17 protein-coding genes are annotated in these 24,360 nt (G+C 62.3%); 8 read left to right on the top strand and 9 right to left on the bottom strand.

Going from position 1 to position 24,360, the window contains the following annotated elements; genetic code table 11:
• Positions 1–70: 70 nt before the first annotated feature.
• The gene (locus ABIB57_RS24430) at positions 71–454 is read right to left on the bottom strand and encodes a TIR domain-containing protein (RefSeq protein ID WP_354043917.1); all 384 of its coding nucleotides are present in this window, start codon (positions 452–454) and stop codon (positions 71–73) included.
• 938 nt (positions 455–1,392) lie between these two features.
• On the opposite strand from ABIB57_RS24430, the gene ABIB57_RS24425 reads away from it, so the two are divergent.
• Entirely contained in the window at positions 1,393–2,535 is a 1,143-nt protein-coding gene (locus tag ABIB57_RS24425; protein ID WP_354043916.1) for a peptidoglycan-binding domain-containing protein, read from the top strand.
• Positions 2,536–2,775: 240 nt separating this feature from the next.
• Here the strand turns inward: ABIB57_RS24425 and ABIB57_RS24420 are convergent, their stop codons facing one another.
• From ABIB57_RS24420 to tssK, 6 genes are all read right to left on the bottom strand, one after another.
• A complete protein-coding gene (locus ABIB57_RS24420) occupies positions 2,776–3,177 on the bottom strand; it encodes a hypothetical protein (protein ID WP_354043914.1) in 402 nt (133 codons plus the stop codon).
• 206 nt (positions 3,178–3,383) lie between these two features.
• Positions 3,384–4,349, bottom strand: a complete 966-nt coding sequence (locus ABIB57_RS24415; RefSeq protein WP_354043913.1) for a UDP-glucuronic acid decarboxylase family protein — start codon at positions 4,347–4,349, stop codon at positions 3,384–3,386.
• Positions 4,346–4,921, bottom strand: a complete 576-nt coding sequence (tagF, locus tag ABIB57_RS24410) for a type VI secretion system-associated protein TagF (protein ID WP_354043912.1) — start codon at positions 4,919–4,921, stop codon at positions 4,346–4,348. Before tagF ends, ABIB57_RS24415 begins: the two co-directional genes overlap by 4 nt.
• Positions 4,922–4,923: 2 nt before the next feature.
• Positions 4,924–8,451 (bottom strand): type VI secretion system membrane subunit TssM, encoded by a 3,528-nt coding sequence (gene tssM / locus ABIB57_RS24405; protein ID WP_354043911.1) that lies wholly within the window; start codon positions 8,449–8,451, stop codon positions 4,924–4,926.
• Complete coding sequence (tssL, locus tag ABIB57_RS24400; protein ID WP_354043910.1) at positions 8,448–10,010, bottom strand: type VI secretion system protein TssL, long form; 1,563 nt, start codon at positions 10,008–10,010, stop codon at positions 8,448–8,450. The genes tssM and tssL overlap by 4 nt, the downstream gene beginning before the upstream one ends.
• A complete protein-coding gene (gene tssK / locus ABIB57_RS24395) occupies positions 10,007–11,338 on the bottom strand; it encodes a type VI secretion system baseplate subunit TssK (RefSeq protein WP_354043908.1) in 1,332 nt (443 codons plus the stop codon). The genes tssL and tssK overlap by 4 nt, the downstream gene beginning before the upstream one ends.
• A 160-nt stretch (positions 11,339–11,498) precedes the next feature.
• On the opposite strand from tssK, the gene ABIB57_RS24390 reads away from it, so the two are divergent.
• Positions 11,499–12,575, top strand: coding sequence for an NAD-dependent epimerase/dehydratase family protein (locus ABIB57_RS24390; protein ID WP_354043907.1), 1,077 nt, complete (start codon positions 11,499–11,501; stop codon positions 12,573–12,575).
• A gap of 73 nt (positions 12,576–12,648) precedes the next feature.
• The gene (locus ABIB57_RS24385; protein ID WP_354043906.1) at positions 12,649–13,434 is read left to right on the top strand and encodes a formylglycine-generating enzyme family protein; all 786 of its coding nucleotides are present in this window, start codon (positions 12,649–12,651) and stop codon (positions 13,432–13,434) included.
• A 6-nt stretch (positions 13,435–13,440) separates the two neighbouring features.
• On the opposite strand, the gene ABIB57_RS24380 is transcribed toward ABIB57_RS24385, so the two are convergent.
• Positions 13,441–14,154, bottom strand: coding sequence for a formylglycine-generating enzyme family protein (locus ABIB57_RS24380; RefSeq protein WP_354043905.1), 714 nt, complete (start codon positions 14,152–14,154; stop codon positions 13,441–13,443).
• A complete protein-coding gene (locus tag ABIB57_RS24375; RefSeq protein WP_354043904.1) occupies positions 14,154–15,791 on the bottom strand; it encodes a caspase family protein in 1,638 nt (545 codons plus the stop codon). Before ABIB57_RS24375 ends, ABIB57_RS24380 begins: the two co-directional genes overlap by 1 nt.
• Before the next feature lie 187 nt (positions 15,792–15,978).
• Here ABIB57_RS24375 and ABIB57_RS24370 point away from each other — a divergent pair, with 187 nt between their 5' ends.
• The 5 genes from ABIB57_RS24370 (at position 15,979) to ABIB57_RS24350 (ending at position 24,204) form a co-directional block, all read left to right on the top strand.
• On the top strand, positions 15,979–16,416 hold the full coding sequence (locus ABIB57_RS24370; RefSeq protein WP_354043902.1) for a hypothetical protein: 438 nt from the start codon (positions 15,979–15,981) through the stop codon (positions 16,414–16,416).
• A gap of 86 nt (positions 16,417–16,502) precedes the next feature.
• Positions 16,503–21,419, top strand: a complete 4,917-nt coding sequence (locus ABIB57_RS24365; RefSeq protein WP_354043901.1) for a glycosyltransferase — start codon at positions 16,503–16,505, stop codon at positions 21,417–21,419.
• 51 nt (positions 21,420–21,470) lie between these two features.
• Positions 21,471–21,761: a PAAR domain-containing protein gene (locus ABIB57_RS24360; protein ID WP_354043900.1), complete on the top strand. Its 291-nt coding sequence runs from the start codon at positions 21,471–21,473 to the stop codon at positions 21,759–21,761.
• A 55-nt stretch (positions 21,762–21,816) separates the two neighbouring features.
• Positions 21,817–23,640, top strand: a complete 1,824-nt coding sequence (locus tag ABIB57_RS24355; RefSeq protein WP_354043898.1) for a type VI secretion system Vgr family protein — start codon at positions 21,817–21,819, stop codon at positions 23,638–23,640.
• A 12-nt stretch (positions 23,641–23,652) separates the two neighbouring features.
• Positions 23,653–24,204: a DUF6931 family protein gene (locus ABIB57_RS24350; protein WP_354043897.1), complete on the top strand. Its 552-nt coding sequence runs from the start codon at positions 23,653–23,655 to the stop codon at positions 24,202–24,204.
• The last annotated feature ends 156 nt before the right edge of the window (positions 24,205–24,360 follow it).

The raw sequence follows: 24,360 nt of genomic DNA, 5'->3' as shown, positions 1-24,360 counted from the left end.
GCCACTTGACCATCCCCGCACCGCGGGAAACTATCCTACAGGCGGGTCACTTCTCAATGACAACCCCGGGTCAGTTCCAGGCGACAATCAACACTTTCAGATTGGGCCACGTCCAAGAATAGATCTTATCGGCAGGTTTTGCCGCGGTTGGTTTTACGCAGGCAACATCTTTGTAACCGTTTAACAGAAAATAGGGTTTTCCCTCTGCCTGAGCAATCTGAACCTCAGCGCTTACGCCGGTGGCGGTATTTGTGTGCCGGCCGCAGATCACGGCAACCACATCCACCGAGCGAATGCGGGTTGCGGCTTTCGCCTTCCAGTTCCCGTCTATGTGCTCCTTGATCGACCAGTCCGCCAATTCGAACGGACTGTCGGGAAGTTTCGCTTGTCCAACGAGGAAATTCTTCAGAATTTCATCGTGATCATAATCAAAACTAATAAAAACTCGCTTCACCGTGTCATTCCTCCCAGAGCACTGAAATCTATAAACGATAATTTGGTATAGTTCTGACGTTTCACAACACGCCGTCGTGTGGCTGAACGTTATTCCATCTCTGGCACCTCGCCTGTTCGAACAGCACCTCAGGCGGCACAAGTTCTCCAAGGTTAGATGTCGCGGTGCTCATCCACATAATCATGCCTGAATAGGACTTGGACAGGGGCAACGTCAGTCGCGACTTATTGTGGCCAACTGAAATGGCATTGTTGAGCTTCGAATGCTGCCCTGATTTCGCGATCTTTGCCTCTCGCGAAGGCTGCAAGCACGAATCGGTCGACGCTTGCCGCCGAGGTTTTGCATGGGCGACAACTCTCTTCGATGGAATCTAACCCAAATGACATTTAGAACAAAAAATGAACGCGGGCAATTTCTGCTATGAGAATGTACCCTAGAATCGTGAAGCTTGACGCGTTCAGACCCCAGTTTTTCCGGTGCATTGCCCGCGCTACAATCCTAGCGCTGAAATCGGTAAGGCAGGGATGCGGCGCTACTCTGACCAAGCTACCCTCCACGACGTCGCGCAACGGATCGCCGGAAGCGCAGGTGTATGGTTTCGGTCGGCAAACCAATGTGCACGTCGGATTCGCATAATATGTGGCCTGGAACCATGCCGGGGTAGAGGGGACTATGGGTGGCCGTCGCGCATCCCTGGCAATTAGATGATCGCGTTTCCGACGGTCGCCATGTCCTTTCGACACCATTGGCAAATGAGCTCACAAGGATAAGCTTTGCCGCCTGCAACCATACATCGAGCTTGGTCGCTGTCTTGGGCAATGGACAACGCTACCTAGCAATCACATCTACCGGCGACTAGTCGTGGTTTTGTGGGTTGATACAAAACGGTTCACGTTGTTCAATATCGCTCTCAGTTTGGCAGAGCGAGGGTGGTTCACATGCATCAGGCAAGGCTGGCGAACGGCCAATGTGCAGTTGTTGGAAAAGGTCAATCGCCTGACGCCCCGGTGGCCCCGGTGGGCCTTAGCGGTTCGGTGGGCGCGGGCGGGCAGAACCGTGCTCCTGACGTTCTGGCGGTGCAGAGCAGATTGAATTCGATCAGCGCTGAGGCCGGCGGGCCTCTGCGGCCCCTGGCGGAAGACGGAATCAGCGGGAGCAACACCAGGGCCGCGATTCTGAAGTTTCAGCGGCGCTACAGTCCGGAGCTGGTTAGCGACGGGCGCGTCGATCCTGACAAGAATACCTGGAAAAAGCTCATTTCGCTAACAGATGGTTCTGAGGCGGCTGGCGCAGGTGGGGCGCTGCCTAAGGTCGCTGCACCGGGCGCCGGACGGCGCCCTAATACCCCCGCGCGCGATTCTGCTGCAGTGCAAACGTTTCTAACCGCCGCAATGCACTTCGCGCAGTACCGAGTCATCGCAGCGATCCAGTCACTGGATCAGGCAGGGGTGGAACTGGTGCAAGTTCAGCAATTTCAAATCTTGAACTCCGGCATTAGGCCAATGACGCTGCACGCCGCGTACACCGCGCGGCTATCATCGCTGGTGGAGTTGCCCGAAGTCGACAGGTGCTTCCATTTGGTGCACCCCAGGATGACCATAGCTGGAGTTAAAGACGTCCTTCGCCGACTTCAAAAAGTGTACCGGGATATGCTCGACGTGATCGTGAAGACGATTATCACCACCCCGAAGGCGGAGAAATCGGATGTCAGGCGTTTTGTGCGCACTGCTTCCGATGCTTCGCTAAGGAGAACGCATCCACCAAGTGGGGCGATAGCCGACGCCGAAGTCGGGGGCTGGTGGAAGAAGAACGCCAATGAGGCTCATATCCGGTACAATGATACTTATATGTCCGCACCGGACATCTGTACTACGCTGCTTCACGAGATGTCACACTTCGTATCGCACGCGAGTTCTTACGAAATCGGCCCGCACCACAACTCCGGTCTCTATCAAGGTGCGTTCAACGACACCCATCATCAAGCCGTCAGGAACTCATTTTGCTACGAGTGGTTCGCCATGCTCGCGCAGTTCAAATTTCTCAGGTCAAAGCCAAACGCGGCACTTCCTAATCCGCTCTAGCTATTGTCGCTTGGCCAGCATGCGATCCGAATAAGCTCATCATTGGCCTGCGAAACGCCGTGCGACATTGGAAATGCGGCTCGATTCGCTGCCTCGGCGCTTTCGACGATAGCCCGAGCTGTTCCTTTTTGACGAGGGGTTTGCGCCTGCCGAGCAGTCCGAGCGGCGATCATCAGACGAAAGCCTTCGGTCAGGCTTAGCTCGCCGAAGTCTGAAGCTGGATGCCTTCAGTGAGCCCAGCTAGAAGACAGAACCGCCGCGGGCAATGAAATCTGCATGGCCTTGGGGGTCTTTCTCCTTGGCGAATAGGTTCATCGAAATAATGGTCCAGGTTCCGCCGCCGTAAGAGCCGGCATGGGCCGGCGAAATACTGCCATCAATGATATTTGAGGGCATCTTTTTGTGGTCGAGGTCCTGAAAGCGGTAAATCCAAAACCCGGTTGCGGCGTCGAACCGGCCAGTAATCGCGGGCAAGCCTATCTCTGAGGCGAACTCCGAGCCTTTTGAGCACAGTTGCAGCAATTTCTGAACGACCTTGACGTCGTCAACGCTATTGACCTGTTTTGTACCGACGCGGTCCAGAACATTGACCGCGCCGGTCAGACCGCGGAAAGGCGGATTGAGGGCTAGGATACGTGGCACTGACGCCTCCTGCATGCTCGTGGTAAAGTATCGCCGGCAAACACGTCGGCCTTGTCACAAGTTTAGCGCGACTTGCCGTAAAAAGTGAATAGTCCGCCCGCTGAACCTGCTGTTCCTTCTCACGACACCAAAAGCTCGCGGCTAGCCGTGCCGGGTTTGACATGATAAGCGCCGATGGCCTCTGAACGGCAACCTAGATTTGGCAGTCAGAAGGCGCTTGCGTCTTTTCTTGCAGGAGCACCTTCGCCGCGGAAGTAGTCAATGGTTCGCGCCAAGCCTTCATTGAGGGATATTGTTGGCGACCAGTTCAAGACCGTGAGCGCGAGGTTGATATCGGGGCGTCGGCGACGAGGGTCGTCCTCCGGCAGAGGACGCAGGTCGAGGCTCGACGAGCTTGCGATCGCGGCCACGATCATTTCCGCGATGCCGCGGACAGTGTGCTCCTCGGGATTGCCGATATTGATTGGCCCCGTCACCCCCTTCGGCGTGTCCATCAGGGCGATCAGGGCGGCAACCGTGTCATCGACATAGCAGAAGGAGCGGGTCTGGCTGCCCGTACCATGAATGGTAAGGGGATTGCCCGAGAGCGCCTGGACGATGAAGTTGGAGACGACGCGCCCATCGTCCGGCGCCATGTTGGGGCCGTAGGTGTTGAAAATACGAGCGATTTTGATTTTGGTGTCATATTGGCGGTGGTAGTCGAAAAACAGGGTTTCAGCGCAGCGCTTACCTTCGTCATAGCAGGCGCGGGGGCCGATCGGGTTGACATGGCCGACATAGGTCTCGATCTGTGGATGCACTTCGGGGTCGCCATAGATTTCCGAAGTCGAGGCCTGGAGGACGGGGACGCCCAATTTGCGGGCCAGCTCGAGGACGCTGATGGCGCCAAGGACGCAGGTGCGGGTGGTCTGGACCGGGTCGCGCTGGTAGTGAACCGGGGACGCCGGGCACGCGAGATTATAGATCTCGTCGACCTCGACAGTGATGGGCTCGGCCACGTCCTGAACCAGCACGCTGAAGTTCTTGTTGTCCAGCAGGTGAGCAATATTGGCGCGGTCGCCGGTCGAGAAATTATCGAGGCAGACCACCCCGTCGCCGCGATCGATCAGTGCCTGGCAAAGGTGGGACCCGATGAAGCCCGCGCCGCCGGTGACGAGGATCGTCCGGCTCATGAGGTGATCTCGCGATTGTCTTCGATGGGGGTGACCGCGGGGCGAGGACTGGCCCCGATCATCGTCGTGTAGAAGTCCCGAGGTGGCAGGCCGGCAAAGGTCGTGGGGCCGGATTGGCCCAATTGCCACCAGGTGCTCATGCCAACGGGTTCGGACGCCGGCGAGGTTCCGCTGGCGAGGGTCTCCCGCAGGGTGTTGAGCGCGTTGGCATCGTCGGACGCGAGGACGACCAGCATTTCGGCTTGCAGCCGGTCGTGCCAATCGGCTGCTATCGCGCCCGCGGCGCCATCGGGGGACCAGCCAAACACGGTGAGCGGAAATAGGCGGCCGACGGCATCGACCGAGGACATGATGGCGCCGCGGCAGGCAAAACCGAAAACCGCCTCGCCGAAGTGGAAATGCCAGATCGGGGCGATGAGATAGACGTCCCGCCAGCTTTCACCCAAGGCCGAGCGGCTCGCGGCCATGGCGGCCTCCAGCCACTGCTCGTAGGGACGCAGAATCGGCAAAGGCAGGTTAGCGGTGACGAAGTCTGCTTTTTGCGGGACCTTGCCGAAGATGCCGACCTGCATTGCTAGAGCCCGCCTGGGCATGAGAATTCCGAGAGCGCCGGCAGGAAGAAGGGATTGAAGATGGTGCCAACGCGAATGCCGTATTCGACGTCACGACCGTCGAGCACGATGCGCAGACGCAGCTCGTCGCCGCGGCGGGCCACAGTGTTCCGGTCGATCAGCCGCATCAGCGCCCAGGGTCCCGAAATGGTGACGGTCGAGCTGCGGCCGGGCAGTTCAGGGAGCATGCTCAGAGTCACCGCGCCGCTGCCCTGGCTGGTCGGCCATTGTACGGTGATTGGCGTGCTGCCCACCTGCTGGGATTGCAGTACCGTGCCATTGATATCGAGCATGGCCATATCTGCGGCAGGATTGAGCATGGTCTGGCCGATGGTCAGGCTGACCGATGGTTCGGCCGCGTTAGGCGGGAAGAAGGCGTCGCGGATCTGGGCGGCGCGCTGGAATTCCTTGATCGCATTGTTGGAAAGTTCCCGGCCAAGAGCGGTGTCGTCTCGCCATTTCCAATCGTCGCCGCTGAGGTCGGCGAGGTTGATGAGATTATCGGCGAAGAATTTGTCGAGCACACCGCCGGGCCGGAACAGCCGGGAAAAATCTGCCATAGGCACATCACGCGGACTACCGGGCGAGAATGGATAGAAGTCGGATGTGACCTGTTCGCACACCCGGGTGACTTCGCCGGCCAGCTTCTGGTTGAGCTGGGCCAATGACGTGCCGGCGGCATCGCCCTCCAGATCTTCGGCTGCGGCGCTCAGCATGCGGCGCATGGCGTTGGGCAGGCGCGAGGCATTGACTGTCAGGTTCGAGACCGCAAGTTGCGCGGCGGCGGCGCCTGCGGGCTGCGTCGGATTGCGGGCGGCGATGACGAGGTTCTGGTATATTTCGTTCAGGTTGGCGATGACGGCATCGATGGGCCGGGGCGTGCCCGAGACCAGGGCAGCATAATCGGCAAACTGGGCCTCAATATCGCCGCCGGGCAAGCTGGGCTGTTCGCCGGGGCGCAAGTTGGATTTATCCAGCGCCATGGCGATGCCGATCTTGGCGAGGCCCGAGGTGCGCGAGGCCAGCAGGTTGGTCGCGGCCGTGGCCAGGGGATCGGTGCCAGATGCAGCCGACGCCGGCTCTTCCGGCGCCACGTCCTTGGTCAGTGCCGATTCCGACGCCACCAGTTCGACCAGAGATCGGATGGGCGAGGTCGCCGGGTTGGAGACGATGGACATTACGGTGTAGTCGGGTTTTTCGCCCGGCAGGGTCCGCAACTTGAGATTGTTGAGCATGTTCGCCCAAGTGGCAACGAAGTCCTTGGAATAGATGCTGATGAGCTGCGGGCCGAGATGGGCGAAAGCATCGTCGCTCACCATGTCGCGGCCGGCTTCACCGCGCACCCAAAGTTCGCCCTGCAGGCGATCGGCGATGGAGGACAGCTCGTTGAGCAGGTGATCGTGGAAGCCGGAATAGGTGAAAAAGCCCGGAATGGTCATGGCGGAGAAATCGCTGGCATCAACCGTTTCGAAGATGGTTCTGGAATCGGGCCCCAGCCGGTCGGCCACGACGATATCGGGCACTTGCACAGTCGAGCGCAGATAGGAATAGGCCTGATCGGCGAGCGACAGCCGGGTGAGCGTGGTCCGCGCGGAGTCGATCAGCGTGCCATTGGGCTCGAACGATGGCGGCCTTGTGCGGGCCAGCGTCAGCATGGCGCGGAGGTGCCGTTCGAGGTCCTCGCGTAACGGGCGGTAGTTTGGACCCTGGTAGAGGTTCTGCTCCCAGTCGTGCTTCATCCACGCGACGATATAGTCGTCGTCGACAGTGTCGGCGGTCCCGCAGAGCATGAGGTAAACCTTGAGCGCCTCATAGACGGCCATGGGATCATCCATGATCTGGCCGAGTTGGGCCTCGAGGCGCAGGATCAGGCGCGACCGCAGCATGCGCTCGAGTGCGCGGTAATAGGTGGATTCCGCCGCTGCGGTCAGTTGCGAGCGCTGGCTGAGACCAAAGGTTTCTCCTACTGGGGTGGCAGCTTCGCGATTATCGTAGCCGACCGGCATGCTGGCCAGCAGGTCGAGAGCGGGGGTGACAGATTCCAGATCGAAATCGTTGACCGTGGCGGCGTTGAGCAGGTCGCCGGCCGCAACGCGGTAATTGGCAACCGACTGGTCCGTGACCGAAAGCAGCGCGTCATTGTTGAAATAGCTCCAACCCCAGGCGGCCATGGCGACGACCAGGCCCAGTCCGATCAAGCTCAGCACTGCGGTGCGCAGCAGGAACTGCGCCCGTACGGCGGCGCGATCGATCGACACCCAGCCGCTTTCGCCGAAAATAACCTGCGTCAGCAGGTCGTGCAGGAAGAAGCTCTTGCCGCCGCCGGAGAGCTGCCGTTGCCCGCCAGGACCGAAGGCCCGGCCCATTGCGCCCAGCACCTGGTCAATCGGGGTGCCTTCCTGGGTGCCGGAAGTGAAGTAGAAGCCGCGCAGCGTGGCAGGAGCCTGAAAACGGTTGGGCTCGAAAATCTGCGCCAGGGTCGTGGCAATCTTTTCGCGCAGCAAGGCGAACTGGCCGGGGAAGCCATAGATCGCAATGCGAGAGGCAGCGTCAGGTTCTTCCTGCAGGCGGTCGGCCAGTTCTTCGGTCAGGCGGCGGACGAGATCGTCCATTTCGCCCGGGACGGAGCCAACCATATTGGCGCGGCGATCCTCGGTCTGGAAGGTGGCACCCCAGACCTTACGGCGGCGGCTCTCGGTGAAATTGCCGAAATACTCGGTGAAGCCTGCCACCAGATCGGCCATGGTGAACATCATATAGACCGGAAAATCGATCTTGAGCTGATCGTGCAATTCGGCCAGCCGCTTGCGGATGGCGGTAGTCTGCTCGGCCAGCTCGGTGGGCGATTTCTGCATCAGCTCGACAAGGCTGATGGCGACGATGGCGCCGTTGATCGGCTGCTTGGGGCGGTTTTTCTTCAAGAGGCCAAGGAAGGACAGCCAGCTCTCGGCATCGGCATGCTGGTCGGAATCCTGGGTGGTATAACGGCCGGCGGTATCGATCAGCACCGCATCCTCGGTGAACCACCAGTCGCAATAGCGGGTGCCGCCAATGCCGGCGATGGGCGCGGGCTTGCCGGCGGGGCCGACGAATTTGAGCCCGGAATTGACCAGGGCGGTGGTCTTGCCGGTGCCGGGCGCGCCGATGATGATGTACCAGGGCAGCGAATAGACGGCGGCGCCCTTGCCGGACGAGGTGCGCAGCATGGCCAGCGCCTCAGTCATGCGCTCGCCCAGCACCTTCTCGTCGCTGTCGGCGCCGGTTGCCATGGCCGCTTCCAGCCGCCTGGCCGCGCGGCGGCGCAGCAGGAAACGGATCAGATAGATCACGCCGACGATACCCCAACCGACGGCGATGATGAGAATGCGGATCCATTCCGGCTCGAACGGCGCCACGCCGCCCCAGGCGATCAAGGGCAGGCCGAACCACACCAGCGCGGCGAAGGCGACGAGTCCAAGGGCGAGCAGGGCCAGGAAGAGCCAGAATTTCATAGGGGTTTCAAGGTCTCTTCGCGCGAGATCATGACCTCGACGCGGCGGTTCTGCGCCCGGCCCTCCGGAGTTGCATTGTCGCCGATGGGCTCGAATTCGCCGCGGCCCTCGACCTGCAACCGGCTCGGATCGGCGATGGTCGTCGCCAGCAGTTCCTTGACGCCGTCGGCGCGGGCGACCGACAACTCTTCATTGGATTTGAAGCGGCCCGTGCCCGAGACCTTGACGTTATCGGTATGACCCACGACCAGGATCGGGCCGGGCTCCTTGTCGAGCGCGGCGGCGATGCGCGTGGCGATCGGCTCGAAGTCCTTCTTGACGTCTGCCTTGCCGGAATCGAACAGCACGAGATTGTTGATCCGCACCACGATCATGTCGCCCACCATTTCTACCGCCATGCCGCCTGCGGCGATATCGTCGGCCAAAGCCGCGCGGATGCGCTCGAGCTGGGTCTGGTCGCGAAAGTCTTCTTTTGGCAGCGGGGAGTAGGAGGCGCGCTCCAGCGTGATCTGTACCGGCGGGCTCAGCGCCAGCAGCCGCGTGGTGACGGCGTCGGCATTGCCGGCCAGCAGGAACCGCAGCAGCAGGAAGAGAGCAAGGCCGAGTGCCGCGGCGATCGCTCCCAGAACCCAGATCGGCACGCGGCCGGTCAGCTTGGGCATGGCGAGATCAAGCCCGCGCCAGCGCACGGAGACGTCGTCATTGCTGCGGGCATTGAGTTGGCGCAGCGTCTGGTAGGTATCGCGCCGGGTGCGCTGCAGGTCATTCTGGCCATTGGGGGCAGTGCGATACTGGCCCTCGAAGCCCAGTGACAAGCAGGCATGCATCAGTTCGAGCAGGTTATAGTGCTGCGCGGGGTTCTGCAGGATGCGGTTGAGCTCGGTGTAGAAACCCACGCCCGACGTGCGGCGCTGGAAGAACTGCGCCACCATCGAATATTGCAGCCAGACATGGGTGTCGGTGCCAGGAAGGTTCTGCACGATATCATCAGCCGTGCCGCAAAGCGCGTATTTGGCCACGGCCACGTCATGTTGGTCAGCGCCGGCGGCGAGCGCATTGCGCTCAAACTCCATGATCTGGCTGGCGACCTTTTCCATCAGCGGCCTTGCCTGCACGTCGATGATCATCAGACGCAGGCGGCCGAGCAGGATGAGCAGCGGGCTCGCCGCGGCGGTCAGCGGATTGGAGGAGGCGATAGGGACGCTGTCTGGCGCGTTGAGCGCTACCTCCAGCGGGATTTTGGGGCGTTCGGGCTCGGGCGCGGCGCGCTGTTGCGGCGGCGGTGCAATGGGGCCGCGCAGCCAGTCGTCGCCACCGCGCGGCATCTGGTTGGACGACTGATCGAAGGGCGAATCATAGCCGGAGGTGACGCGCGGATTGTAGCCGGGCGAGGAATCGGCGGGCGGCCAATTGGGCGAGGAGGGCGGCTGTGGCTGGCCCGGAGACGGCCACGCCGGGCCTGGCTGGCCGGGCGGGCTGGCCGGCTGGCGGCCGCCCGGATTGGGCCGGATGACGGTCTTTCCGCCGCGCGAGAAAGGATCGTCATCCGAGCCGCTCATTGGCGGTCTTCCTGAATGGCCCACAGATCGAGGGCGAGGTCCGGCCAGTCGCCGGCGAAGTGCAGGCCGAGCGAGCTGGCGGTACTGAATTCGGGCCACAGGCTCGAGGAGCGGTCGAGATAGAAATAGACGTTCCGCGCAATGGTGCGGATCTGGCGCGGCGGCGTCGGCATGTGCACCAGGCGCACGCCGGGCAGATTGTTGGCGACGATCTCCTGCATACGGGTGCCGGGACCGATCTTGCACAACTCGGGGAATTGCTGCTGGATCAAGGTCGGCGGCATGCCTGCGGCCACCTCGATAACGAAGGTGGCATTGCGGAACAGGGTGCGATCGGTGACGGCAGCGACATAGGCGCTGGGGCCGCGCTGGATCAGCTCCAAATGCACGGCGCGGGCAATGTCGAGGCTCAGGAGGCGCTGGATATCAGCCAGCAAGGGCTCGATGGTGTCGGCCAGGTTGTCATGGTCGTAGGCGCCATATTCTGGCGCGCGGCGGCTCGGCGAAATGGTCCACAGCTCGCCGGAAAAGCGCAGCAACTCCTCGTAGACCTTGACCGGGTGAACGAATTTGGACGAACGCAGGTGCTTGAAGACGTTGATCTGCCGGTTGAGCGCCTGGAGCATATAGTAATCCAGCGCCTGCAGGCCCCCACCGGCGCCGGGGTCGGAGGCATAGCGAGCCAGCGTATCGAGCTTGGTATCGACCCAGCCGATGACGCGGTCGAGCCAGCCCGCCGCGACGCCGTGCCCGGTGGTGACCAGAACGGGGGGCGCGAAGACGGGGTCGAACTTGACCGACTTGTCGCGCACTTCGATGATTTTAGCGATCTTGAGGCAGTGGAAGCCCGGCTTGGGCGTGGCCCTGATATCGAGCGAGACGCGCAGGTCGGCGATCTCGATTTCCTGTTCGACATGCATCGCCGAGGTGCCGTCGACCACGGTCTCGATTTCGCGCACATAGCGGCTGCCGCTGGTGCCTTCGGCCATGTCGATTTCGCGTGCGCCGGGCGTGGCAATCGGCGCCACCAGCCAGATGAAGAGACGCTCGGCATCCTCCGGCACGTCGATGGGCTCGGGCAGGGGCGAGACCCCCGGCATGTCGAAGGGCGTGCCATCCTGGAAAATGCCACTGGCGCGGCGTAGGCCGAACTTGTGCCGTTCGGACAGGTCGGTATCGAAGACGAGCTCGGAAAAGCCCCATGGATAGGGCGTGACGTGACTGGTACGCCCTTCCAGCAGTCGCTCGACATACCGGTCAGACTGCTGGAAGTGGTGCTGGCGAAGGAACAGTCCCTCGGACCAGGTCACTTTGCTAAACCGGGACATTGGGACGAACACCCCCACAACGAAACGAGCGTATGCAGACCGTGTAAGTCTTTGGTCCATGCCCATGATAGCCGCTTCGGCCCGGCTCGCAAGGACAATCGCCTTGCCAAACCGTGATCGCTATGGTCGCTTGATTGCAAAATTGGCGAGGGTCTGAATTGTGAGCGTGGCGATTGTGACCGGCGCAGGCGGCCTGATCGGGTCGGAAACCACTGCTTTCCTGCTGGATCAAGGCTATGAGGTGGTCGGGATCGACAACGACATGCGGGCCCAGTTCTTCGGGCCCGAAGCGTCGACCCGCTGGAGGCTGGGCCAATTGTCGAGCCGGCGGGGCTTTGCCAATCTGGCCGCGGATATCCGTGACGCAAGCGCGATCGAGGCGATCTTTGCGCGACACGGAAGGGCCATTACGGCGGTGATCCACACCGCGGCGCAACCCTCTCACGATTGGGCGGCCAACGATCCGGCTACCGATTTCGCCGTCAACGCCGTGGGCACGCTGAACCTGCTGGAGGCAACGCGAAAGCATGCGCCGGAGGCGGCTTTCGTTTTTACCTCGACCAACAAGGTCTATGGCGACCGGCCCAATGGCCTGCCGATGGTCGAACTGGAGACGCGCTACGAACTGGCGCCCGAAAGCCCCTTTGCCGCGCAGGGGATCGACGAGACGATGAGCATCGATCAGTCGACCCATTCAATTTTTGGTGTGTCAAAGGCGTCGGCTGACCTGATGGTGCAGGAATATGGCCGCTATTTCGGTATGAAGACCGTGTGCTTTCGCGGCGGCTGCCTGACTGGGGGCGGTCATTCGGCTACCGAACTGCATGGGTTCCTCGCCTATCTGATGCGCTGCACCTTCACGGGGCGGCCGTATAAAATCTACGGCCATTCGGGCAAGCAGGTGCGCGATAATATCCACGCCAGCGATTTCGTCGCCGCGCTGTGGGCCTTCATGGCGGCTCCGACCAGCGGAAAAGCCTACAATATCGGGGGCGGGCGCTTTGCCAACTGCTCCATGATCGAAGCAATCGCGCTGTGTGAAGCATTGTGCGGCAGGGCGCTGGAACGCAGTTATGTGCCGACCGAGCGCATCGGCGATCATCGCTGGTGGATCAGTGACATGAGCCGGTTCGTGGCCGACTATCCCGGCTTTCGCATCACCTGGAGCATTGAGGACATCCTGGCCGATATCCTCGCGTCGGGGCGCCCGCGTTGGGCGGCGGAAAGCGCGGACTGACCGCATGGCAAATTGACGGGGACGGGCAGCCGGGGCATGCTGCTGCTGCAGCCGTCGAGCAAGGGTGGATGTCGTGTTCCGTTTGGCCGTCTACGCATTTTCCTTAGCATTGATGCTTGTCGCCGCGCCTATTGCGGCGCTCGCGCAAGGCGATACGGCGCGCGAGGCATTGACCGCATGCGTCGACTGCCCCGAATTAGTGCCTCTCGCAGCGGGCGTGGAAATCGGGAAATACCTCGTCACCGTCGACCAGTTCGCCGCTTTTGTTAAGGCGACGAATTACGAGACGGACGACGCCTGTACGCAAATCACCAAGACGCCCATCGAGAATTCCGGCAACTGGCGCGATCCCGGCTTTCCGCAGAAAGGCAATTATCCTGTCGTCTGCGTCAGCTGGCTGGATGCGACCGCCTATGTGGATTGGTTGAGCGAAACCACCGGTGACGCTTATCGCCTGCCCACGGTGGAGGAATCGCAGGAGGCGGCAGCGGGCGGCGCAAAAACCAAATTTCCCTGGGGCGACGATGTGGCTGTCGTCTGCGGCCATGCCAACGTGGCTGACGCCAATTTCAAGGCGACGTTTCCCAACGATCCCCGCCAAATCCTGACCTGCGACGACGGTTATGCCTATACCTCGCCGGTGGATGCGTTTCCGCCCAACGGGTTGGGCGTCTATGACGGCGTGGGCAATGCCTGGCAGTGGACCAATAGCTGCCTCAACGGCGATTGCGCCAATGCCGTATTCCGAGGCGCTAGCTGGACAGTGCCAAACCCGAAATTCTTCGCTTTGGACGGCACGTTCGGCGACCGGATACAGTTGCGCAATACGGCCATCGGCTTCCGAGTCTTGCGCGACTGATTGGCCTTACGGCGCCTCGTCGGCGACGACACGCAGACCATAGGTATAGAACGGAACTGGGTTGTCGTTGAAGATGAGCTTGCTCAGACGCAGGTCGGCCGGCGGGCTCGACCAGCTGCCGCCAATCAGGGCGTGACGCTGGCAATTGGTGCCGTCGCAGTCGCTGGTCCATTGCCAGGCATTACCGACAGCGTCGTCGATGCCATAGGCATTGGGGGTGAAACTGCCGACCGGCGAGGTCCCGTTGCCATCGAATGGCGATTTGCAGCCCAGGCAGTTGGCGCGGTTTTCGCCGATATCTTCGCCCCACCAGTAGTTGGTTGGCGCGCCAGTGCCGGCCGCCTCGCGATATTCATCGGCCGTCGGCAGGCGATAGGTCTGGCCGGCGCGGGCGCTCAGCCAGGCAATATAGGCCAGCGCATCATCATAGCTGATGCACACCGCAGGGTCCTCGTCAGTCTGCTTGATGTTGGGATAGTTCCAGGCGCAGCCCCAGCCATTGCGCTTGAAGCCGACATCCTTGGCAAAGACCGCAAACTGAGCCTTGGTCACGTGGTGCTGGCTCATCCGCAGCCCGGTGGGCAACGTCACCATATCAGGGCAGTCCTGGCAGTCGTTGCTGATCTGCAGTTCGGCGCGCGGCAGGCTGAAGCCCTGGGCATGGGCAGACAATGGGGCAAGCAGCAGCAAGGCGCACAGCGCCAGAAGACGCACAGGCATCATGTCAAATCCATCCCACGCAGGATTGTCGTCGCGTCGTCCGAACCCAGTACGACGGCGCGCTTGAGCAGAATTCTGGCACGGTCTTCGTCGGGTGGCGTGCCCAGCCCGTCACGATAGATCAGGGCCAGGTTGGTCATGGCATAGGGATTTTCCTGATTGGCCGAACGGGTCAACCACATGCGGGCAAAGGAATAGTTCTTCTGCCAGAAGATGCCATCGGCGAGCATGACGCCAACGGTCATCTGCGCGTATTGATCGCCCACAGCCGCCGCGGCGAGCAGCAGGTCGACGGTCTGTTGATCACTTAGACGTCCGGTCTGCGGTGCATCGATGCTGGCCTGATAGGCGCGCACGGCCTTGCGGGTGGGGCTATCGAACACGCCATTGATATTGTCGACGTTGAAGCCAAGCGCGACGAGGCCATATTGCACCATGTTGAATGGAATACGGTCGAGTTGCGCGGTCGCAGCGCGGCGGAGGCTCGCCTCGTTAGCCGTGCCTGTCCCCACCAGTTGCTGGACCACCTGACCCGCACGGTCCAGCGCGGTGATCCGCGCCCGCGCTAGATCGGCGTAGCTGCCATTGGGATAGCGCCGCAAATAGGCCTGGAAGTCCTCGGCCTTGTCGCTGTCCTTGATGGTCAGCCAATAGATCTCGTCGAGCGGCGCCGTTTCGAGCGCACGCTCCTGCTGGACCATATCGATGCTAGCGATGCGCTCCTTGGCAAGCGAATTGTAGAAATCGTCCTTGAACTCGCTCATGAACGCCTGATAGCCCGCAGTGGTATCGACGCTGAGTGCATGTTCATAGGCAACGCGAACCAGATTTTCGCTCGACTGGGGAGCAGCGTCGGTACTTGGCGCGCCGCTGAGATAGATTTCCTGGTCTGACAGCGTGCCGTAATAGACCGGCTGCTGCGCGTCGCCCGTCAGGGTGCGCACCTCGGCATTGACCCGGCGGAAGACGTAGTTGACCTCAAGGCCGGGGGTAGAGAGATGTCGCAGCAAGGCATCGGTATAGGGGCTGTGGTCGCCGACACCGTCATAGGCTGTGTTGCCGGCAGTCGCGGCAAAGGACACCAGGGTTGAGCCCTTGGGCTCGATGCGCGCAAGGCCCTTGCCGACGCTGTTTTCGCCCAATGTCCGCTTGATATCGAGCAAGAACGGGTTATTGCGGCAGGCGTCGAGCATGATCAGTTGCAGGCGGGTAGCGCCCTGCGTCGCCTCCAGTACGCGTTCCAGGGGAACCGCTTCGGTTTCGATATCGACGTCGCGCGATAGCACGGCATCGACGGGGATCAGGTAGTTGACGCCTTCAAGCTCGATGCCGTGGCCGGCATAGTAGACGGCGGCATAATCGGCGCCCTTGGCGTCTTCCGCAAAGGCCTGCAGCTCCGAAATCATGCCGGCCTGATCGAGGTTCAGCCGCACCCGGGTTTCAAAACCCAGGTCAATCAGGCTATTGGCGACGGCGCGAGCGTCGTTCTCCGGATTGGGCAAAGCGGGAACGGAGCGGTAGGCGCCGTTGCCGATCACCAAGGCCACCTGGCGCGCGTAGGCTGCCTCCGTGCCGCCCATGACCAGCACGACCAGCGACAGGACCACCCAACCGAGTTTCGTCAGAATGTTCGGCAATCGCGCCTCCGGTCCAAAAGGCCGGCCGGCGCCTAGGCGACCGGCCAGAACAGTAGTGTGCCGCGAAAGCTTAGCAAGTCGGTTCGTCATCGACCAGCCACAAGTCTTCAACTCTATGTTGATTGGTCCGGCAGAAGTTGACAGACAATAGGCCGGCTGGTCTATTGACGCTGCGGCGGAGGTCGAGATGACGAAAATGTTGACAGAACGGCGTGGCTCGGCGTTGCGGGCGCTGGTTTTGGGATCGTCTCTCGGCGCGCTCACCATCGTGGGTACGCCGATGGCCAGCCTGGCCCAGGACAGTTCGGCGGCGGAGGCGTGCGCGGCAGTTCTCACCTTGCGCAGCCCCGCTGCTATCGAGGGCATGCTCACCCAATACGCCTATAGCCCGTGCGTGCCGCTCCTGCTGGCGGCGCTCAATGCACGCCAGTTGTCGCGCATTTCGCCTGAACTGGTCGCAGAACTACCGCGCTCGCAGTTGCGGCGCATTCCCAGTATCGTGCTCGAGCAGTTGGGCCTGAATGGACGGTTGGGCGATCCAGACGGTGTTTCGGTGCTGCAGCGGCACGGCTCCAATGGGGCGCCGAGGGCGGTTCCGCGTAATTCGAGCCCATACGGAAATTGATCTACCGGTGAACTGGCCTGATGGTCCCCAATGAATGTGATGGCGCGGAACGCCTTTTCATGACGTGTCGGACCTAGGCCATTACCATGATCGCCGACCTGCCGACTGTCTCCATTATCATTACCAATTGGAACTATGCATCCTATCTGGCCGCCGCCATCGATAGCGTGCTGGCCCAGACGAGTGCGGTGCAGCAATGTATCGTCGTCGATGACGGTTCGACCGACGGCTCACGCGGTATCATTCAATCCTACGGCGACCGCATTGTGCCGGTATTGCGGGAAAATGGCGGACAAGCCGCGGCGTTCAATGCCGGCTTCGCGCTTGCCACCGGCACCGTCATCATGTTCCTCGACGCCGACGACGTGCTCAAGCCGGAAGCGGTCGCGACGATCCTGACCGCATGGCATGCTGATCTGGCGGCCATATGCTTCGGCATGGAAGTGATCGATCGCAGGGGCGTGCCCAGCGGGCTGTTACCGATATTGACGCGCGATATCGACAATCGGCCGCTGCTGACCGAGGTGGGCGCGTTCACCTTCATGCCGACCAGCGGCAATGCCTTTGCCCGCCACGTGATCGAGTTGGCGCTGCCGATGCCCGAGACACGCTGGAAGATCAGTGCCGACGCTTATCTGCTGCGGATCGCAGCACTCAGTGGGCGCATCATGCCGCTGAACCAGATCCTGGCGCAGTATCGGGTGCACGAGGCCAATAATTATTATCGGATTGGCGCGGCCCAGCTTTGGGCCAACCGCCGCGACGTGCGCGATATCGTCGATCTGGCGCGGTTTCTGGCCAGCGATGAGAGGGTGGCGCAGCGGATGGGCCTCAGCAAAGCCGAGCAGCTGGCGCTGCAGACCGCGGCCTTGCGCTTTGGCGCGCACCTCGTGCGCATGCGTGATCCCTCGGCCGACCTTGGCCACGATTTGCGGCGGCTGGCCCGGCTGGCCATGAGCATGCCGGCGCCAGTCGTGTCCAGGCTGCTGACCAGTGCCGGGCTGATGCTGACGGCGACGGGGTTTTGGCGCAAACCAAGCGTTGCTAACTGGCTACAACGGCGACAGGATCGACCCGCATGGCTGCAGGCGCTGGTCACGCTTTCGGGACGGTCGCGCATTTGGGACGCACGCCGCGCCGACCGGCAACCGCGCTGGCGCAGTCCGACGCCAGTTGGAAAGGCCCTGTCCACCGATGCCGACACGGCGGCCGACGAGGCGCTGGGAGGCGATATTCGCCGGCCACGTTTTGACGGGCCGCCGGTGATCATGGGGCGACACGGATCGATCGATCTCCAATTGGCTCCGACGCCGCTGCCGTTGAGCGTTGAAATCGGCCTGGTAGCGGAGGACTATACGGAAGCAGACGTCGAAGACGAGGCTGAGCCAGGCGAGCGGCAAGAAACGATCGGCATCGACGCCATGCTCGGCGATGAACTGTTGGAGCGGGTGTTCATCACCGGACGGGGTGTGGTAGCGGTGCAATTGCCACGCAATAGCGCGGCATGGGGCGGGCCGATCAGCATTGGCCTGGTGCCGCACATCCAGGGGGGCGGGCCATCGCTGTTCCGACCACGGTCGTGGTGGCAAGCGCCCCCGCGGTTGGCGGTGGAGACCATCACGGTCAGGCCGTTGGCGGGGGCGCTCGACCCCCCGGCGGCGCTGCCGGAGAGGCGCTTGCCGGCTGCTCATTTCATGCCCGCGGAAAATTCCGGTTGGGATGAACATGACGACGGCTCGATCGAAATGATCGGCAGCACGGCCAGACTGCGCTTCACCGGCATCGAGCAGGGCGCGAATCTGACCGTCGCCATGGACCTTTCCGATGAGCAGCCGAGCGGCTGGATGCGCATCCTGATGGCAGAGTTGTCGCTGTTTGAGGGGCGGTGGGAAACACCGGGACAGATCGTCCTGTCCCTGCCATCGGAGGCTGATGCCTATTGGATGACGGAGCTCGAATTTCGCTTCGCTGCCGACGATCCGATGGAGACACTGGGACCGCAGATTGCTTCCGTCGGTTTTCATAAGCAGGACGCCGACCCGGTGCGCTATCCAAAGGAGCAGGGGCATGGGCCGATCATAAATGCCGGGCAGCAACTGAGATTCGTGGAAGATGGAATCGGCGCAGGGGCGCTGGGGCATCAATTCACCACCGACGACCGTGGAGCCGCGGCTTTTGCCGGCAAAGGCGATCTCAACCTGCGCATTGCCGAGGGCACAAGCGGGGCGGTGCTGGTTCTCGATATCGAGCAGCCATTTCAACCACAAGAGGGATGGGTCCAGGTGGTGACAGTGCTTGCGGGCGAGCGGGTGCTGGCGCAGGTGGGTCTCAATGGATCGGCGAGCCTTACCGTGCCGATCGAGCACCAATGGGCGGGCGGTGCGTTGGTAATGGGTCTGGCGCTGATCTCGGTTTATGTCGAGCGCGGCGCGCTTGCCAATCCTGACGCGGAGACCATCCCCCCAGGCACTGCACCATTGGTGTTGAACGCTATCACCCTGGAAGGCAAACGGCCACGTCCGGTGCGGGATTTTCCACGCCCGGCCGCCAACTCTATCGATGGATTGCTGTCCTCGGCGCGTGAAAAGCTTGCGGCAGAGAATGGCGATCCTTGGGCCGGGCCGTTGCGGACCCGGCTGGTGGAGGCCATTTTGGCCACCGATCTGCGTGCCATGTTGTCGGTCCTTGCTGGCAAGGACACGGTTGAGCTGCTTGCCCGTGTGGGCCGCGCTGCGGGGCCGCTCGAGCAGGACGATCCGGTTGCCTTGCAGCTATCGACACAGCCTGCGCTGCCTGAGAATCGCGAAGCTGCTGTGCGGCACGTGCTGCTGGCCCTGGTCGGGCTGCCGGCATCCGCCGTACCCGCCCTGGCGGACCTGAGCACAATCCCCGCACCGTTCCATTGGTATCCCGAGGCGATAGCCGCCTATCTCGGAAATGATCCGGCGCTGCTGGTCGATATCGACAATTCGGGTTACGAGCGCTTCATCGGACGGCTGGTCGCCAGCGTGGATGCGGGATTATGCCGGCCGCCTGGTCAGCCGCACCGCGACCTAGCCCCGGCTGTCCTCAAGACCCTGCGGCCGCATTATCTGCTGTTCGGGTCCACCAATTGCCGAGCGGTGCTGCAAGCGCTGGGCCGGACGATCGAACGGCATCTGGTGCTATCGGGCAGGACGCTGGAGCATGCGTTCAATCGCGGCCCGCGCAGTGGGCCACGCAGGGTCGGCATCATTCTGCGCCATGACGGGGCCGGTCCCGAGGGTATGATCGTGGCGGCGATGATTAGGGGGCTCGACCCGGGCCAGTTCGCGCCGGTGCTCATCCTCATGGCGCGCGGGCCGAAAGGCACGGACAGGCTCGATGTCGATTGCGAAACCATCGTGCTGGGCGACCGAGGGCTCGACGCCAGCGTTGCCCTGATCCGCGATGCCGGCCTTGATATTTTCATGCTCGGTTCGTTCTTCATTGGGCTCGATCACCTGGCCGCCATCGTTGCCCATCGGCTGGCGCCGGTGCAGTTGGCGACGACCGCGATATCACCCGTAACGACGGGTCTATCCAGTTTCGATGCGATCATCTCATCCCCACTGATCGATACGGCTGATGCGGACGACTATGTCGAGCCGCTTCTGCTGGCAAAGGGCCAGATCCAAGGGTTCGACCGGCCCCTGCCCGCATCGTCCGACGCGGTTGTCAACCTGACGCGGCGGCGCCTCAACTTGCCTCTGGATGCGACGCTGTTCGTCAGCGGGGCGATGATGCGCAAGATCGGGACCCCGCTCATGACGGCCTGGGCGCAATGTCTGGCTGGCGTGCCGCGTTCGGCGCTGGTGCTCTATCCCTTCGCCGCCAATTGGCATCTCGACTTCGCGCCGGCCGAGTTCCGGCACTGGGCGGAGAGGATCCTGCTGGCCCATGGCGTGGCGGCTGATCGGCTGATCATCCGCACGGATCTGGGTTCCGGGGAGGTATCCCGGCTGCTGTCGGCTTGCGATGTCTATCTCGACAGCTTTCCCTATGCGGGTGCGACGACCGTGAGTGAGGCGCTCGACGCCAGCCTGCCCGTAGTGGCGCTGAAAGGCCAGCACCAGCGCGGCCGGCAGGGGGCGGGATGGTTGGAAGCCTGGGGAACGCGCGCCGATATCGTGCACTCGGTGCCGGCCTATATTCGCCGCGCCATTGCGCTCGGAACCGACGGAGCATTGCGCGCCGAGCGGCGGCGCGAGATTGCGGCGGTGGCCACGCCGCCGCACCGCGACCTGGCGGCGCTCGGCAAGGCCTTGGGCGATGTGCTCATTTTGGCCGATGGCGGCGAGCCGGCGGCGGAGCCGGTGGTCACGCCGGACTACCGCTATCTGTTCCACCACATGCCCAAGACGGCCGGTACCAGCAGCAGCAGGATTTTCCGCCAGTGGTTCGACGAGCTTCACTTGGACTACCGCGAAGGCTGGACCACGACGAACTTGCCGCCGCCGCTCGACCTCGACGCAATCGGGCCCAACGATCTGATCCTGGGCCATTTCGAACTTCCCGAACTGCGGCTCAGCCATCGCTATCCCCGGGTATGGTCCGGCAAGGAGTGGCGAATGTTCTCGATCGTGCGCGATCCGTTCGAACTGGCCCTGTCCAACTATTTCTTCGAGCACGTCCGGCGGGCCGATGACCCGACCTTTACGCCCATGACGCTGTCGGCCAGCCTGAGGCGGGAGAACGAATCCCTCTATTGCCTGCATTTCAACTGCACGGCGCAGAACTGGCGCGAGGTGCTCGACCGCTACTGGTTCATCGGCACCATGGAACGGCTGGATGAATCGCTGGCCTACGTCGCCGATACATTGGGCGTAGCCATGCCGGACATTCCGCACGAAAACGCCACCCCGCGACCGGAGGAGCCCGATCCCGAGGATATCGAGGCCTATCTGCGGCTCAATGAGCTCGACTACGAGATCTATCACGAAATTTGCTCGCGCCTCGACGCCCGGCTAAGGGCGCGAGACTAAGGCTGGCAGCCCTCAAACGAAATTGCTAGGCTGCCGTCAGGAGAACCAGGCATGCCCCCAGCCTCGCGCCTCAATGATCCACATGTCTGCCCGATGATCACGGTGCTCGTACCCCATGTCGGCGGCCCGATCGTGGCACCGGGCGCACCCACCGTGCTGATCGGCGGTATGCCGGCAGCGCGCGTGGGCGACATATGCGTGTGTGTTGGGCCACCCGACAGCGTCGCGGTGGGGTCGTCGACCGTTCTGATCGGCGGGTCACCAGCCGCGCGCATCGGCGACGCGACCGCGCATGGCGGGGTGATCGTGGGTGGCCTGCCGACGGTGATGATTGGCGGATGACGGCGGCCGGCGACTGATCGGGATCGCCATCACGCAAGGAAAGGCACGAGGCAAGATGGCGGACTATGAGCAGACGGAAAGGCTTGGTGAGCTGCTGACGCCCATCGGTTCGGAAAAGCTGGTGCTCAACCGCTTCGCTGGCGAGGAGGCGATCAGCGAGCCCTTCCGCTTCGAGCTAACCGCCATCAGCAAGGACAACAATTCGGTCAATTTCGATCCCGGGTTGGGCAACGCGCTGAGCGTGCGGATCACTTCGATTTCCGGGGAAGAGCGGTTTTTCACCGGTACGCTGGTGGAGGCGAGCTATCTGGGCGTGATGCATGCCGGCCACCTCTATTCATTGGTGCTTCGGCCCTGGTTCTGGGTGCTGACCAATTACGTCCGCTCGCGGGTGTTCCACGAGATGAGCTTGATGGACATCGTGCGTTACGTGTTCAGCAAGCATGGCAGCCTGGCCGATTTCGAGGATCGATTGCAGGGCAGCTACCCCCAGATCGAATATGCCGTGCAGTACCAGGAGTCCGACTTTGCCTTCATCTCGCGGCTCCTCGAAGCCCACGGCATCGGCTATTTCTTCGAGTTCGCCGACAAACAGCAGAAGATGATCCTGGCCGACGTGCCCGGCGCCTATCCCGTTGCTCCCGGCGGCAGCCGGCCGTTCTCGCCGATCGAAGACAGCGGCAAGGACGAGGAACGGTTCAGCGAGTGGTGGCCGCGCCGCAGTTTCGCCACGGCAAAATTCGTGCGCAACGACTATGACTTCCGCAATCCCAATGCCAACCTGCTGACCGAGCAGAGCGGATCGGCGGGTTACACTAGCCATTCGGGCGAGGAATATATCTATCCTTACAACCAGTCGATCGGCGAGAAGATCGGGGATAGCTGGGGCACCCGCTACAGCGAGGCCGGCCGCGATGCCGGACAGTCGCTTGACCACCGTGCCACGGGGCAGGGCGATTGCGTGACGCTGGCGCCCGGCATGAAGGTGACGGTCAAGGATTTTCCAAACAAAGGCGCCAGTCAGGAATATCTGGTGCTGCGGGCCATTCACCAGTTCTCCGGCAATGCCTATCGCTCCAATGACGGCGAGGCTGCCCCGTATGGCGGCCAGGTCGAGGCGCTGTCGACCAAGCAAGCTTTCGCGCCGCAGCGCGTCACGCCCCGGCCGCGCATTGCCAGCGTGCAGACGGGCCGCATTGCCGGCGACGACGAGATCGACACGGACGAGTTCGGTCGCGTTAAAGTGCATTTTCACTGGATGCGCGAAGACGAGGGGGAGGCTGAGGGACGTTCCATGTGGTGCCGGGTTGCGCAGGTTTGGTCGGGTCCCCAATGGGGTGGACAGTTCATCCCGCGCAAGGGCATGGAAGTGCTGGTGCAGTTCCTCGATGGCGATCCGGACCAGCCGGTCGTCGTTGGCACGCTCTACAACGGCGACAACAAGCATCCATTTGAAGTGCCTGCCGAAAAAGACACGTCGGGCTGGCGCTCGCGCAGCGTCTACGGCGGTCCCGACAACTTCAACGAAATCTCGATGCGCGACACCTTGGGCAATGAGCTGCTGTTCGCTCATGCCGAGCGCGACCTGCACACCGAAGTTGAAAAATCCGAGGAGCGGGACGTCGGAGCGAGCCGGACGACCAATATCAACGATAACGACACCACCGGTGTCGGCATCGAATACAAGCTCACGGCCGGCGAGAAGATCACCCTTGAGGTGGGCACCAGCAGCATCGTGATGGACCGCATGAGCATCACGATCAAGTCGACCAATATCCAGGTCATTGCATCGGGAAATCTGCAGACCACCGGCGGCGCCCTGGCGGAACACAAGGGCGGTGTCCTGGTGATCAGCGCCGGTCTCGTGCAAATCAACTGACGGAGCCGGTACGTGCAGGTCAAACCGCATTTTTCGCTGGCCCGAGAGCTGTTCGCGGCCATGCCGACCCTGAGGGAGGACACGGGCCTTGATCCGCAGGGTAGCGAAGCGGCGGTCGCTTATCTGTCGCAGGCGCGCGGCTCGGCGACCCCGGAGAATGCGCTGGCCTATGCGGCGTATCTGTTGCCGCGGCGCGAGGCGGTATGGTGGGGCTGCACGTGCCTGGGCCACGTCCTGGGGTTGTTGACGCCAGGGGACCGCGGCATGCTCGATCTTGCGGCGCGCTGGGTCGAGGACCCGGACGAACCTCAACGCAGCGCGGCCCTGGGCCAAGCCATGGCGGCGCCTGAAAAGTCCGCAGGTGTCTGGATCGCGCTGGCCGCCGGCTGGAGCGGGGGAAGCCTGGCCGGTCCCGAAGTGGCGCGCGTGCCGCCGCCTGCATTCCTGACCCCGCGTGCCGTTACCATCGGCACGCAGATGGCATTGGCCAAGGTCGGTCGCGCCAATCGCACTGCGGTGCTCGGCAGTTTCGTCGACAGTTGCCTGGCCATGATCGCGCGGTAGGATCAAGCGCGACTTCGCCAGTCTGGCTTTCGGTTCGGTTCGTCCCGTGTGGATTGCGGTTGCCCGAAGCCGATTGCGCGGTCGACTTATCCAATGCCGGCGGTGGGGCGCTGTTGCCAGCGCTGGCGCCTGCCCTTAGTCTGGTGCCGTTCGGCC

The sequence above is a fragment of the Devosia sp. UYZn731 genome (genome assembly GCF_040546795.1).
Lineage (GTDB): Bacteria > Pseudomonadota > Alphaproteobacteria > Rhizobiales > Devosiaceae > Devosia.
Note: the sequence above shows the minus strand (reverse complement) of the source record. Positions and strands in the feature narration are given on the sequence as shown.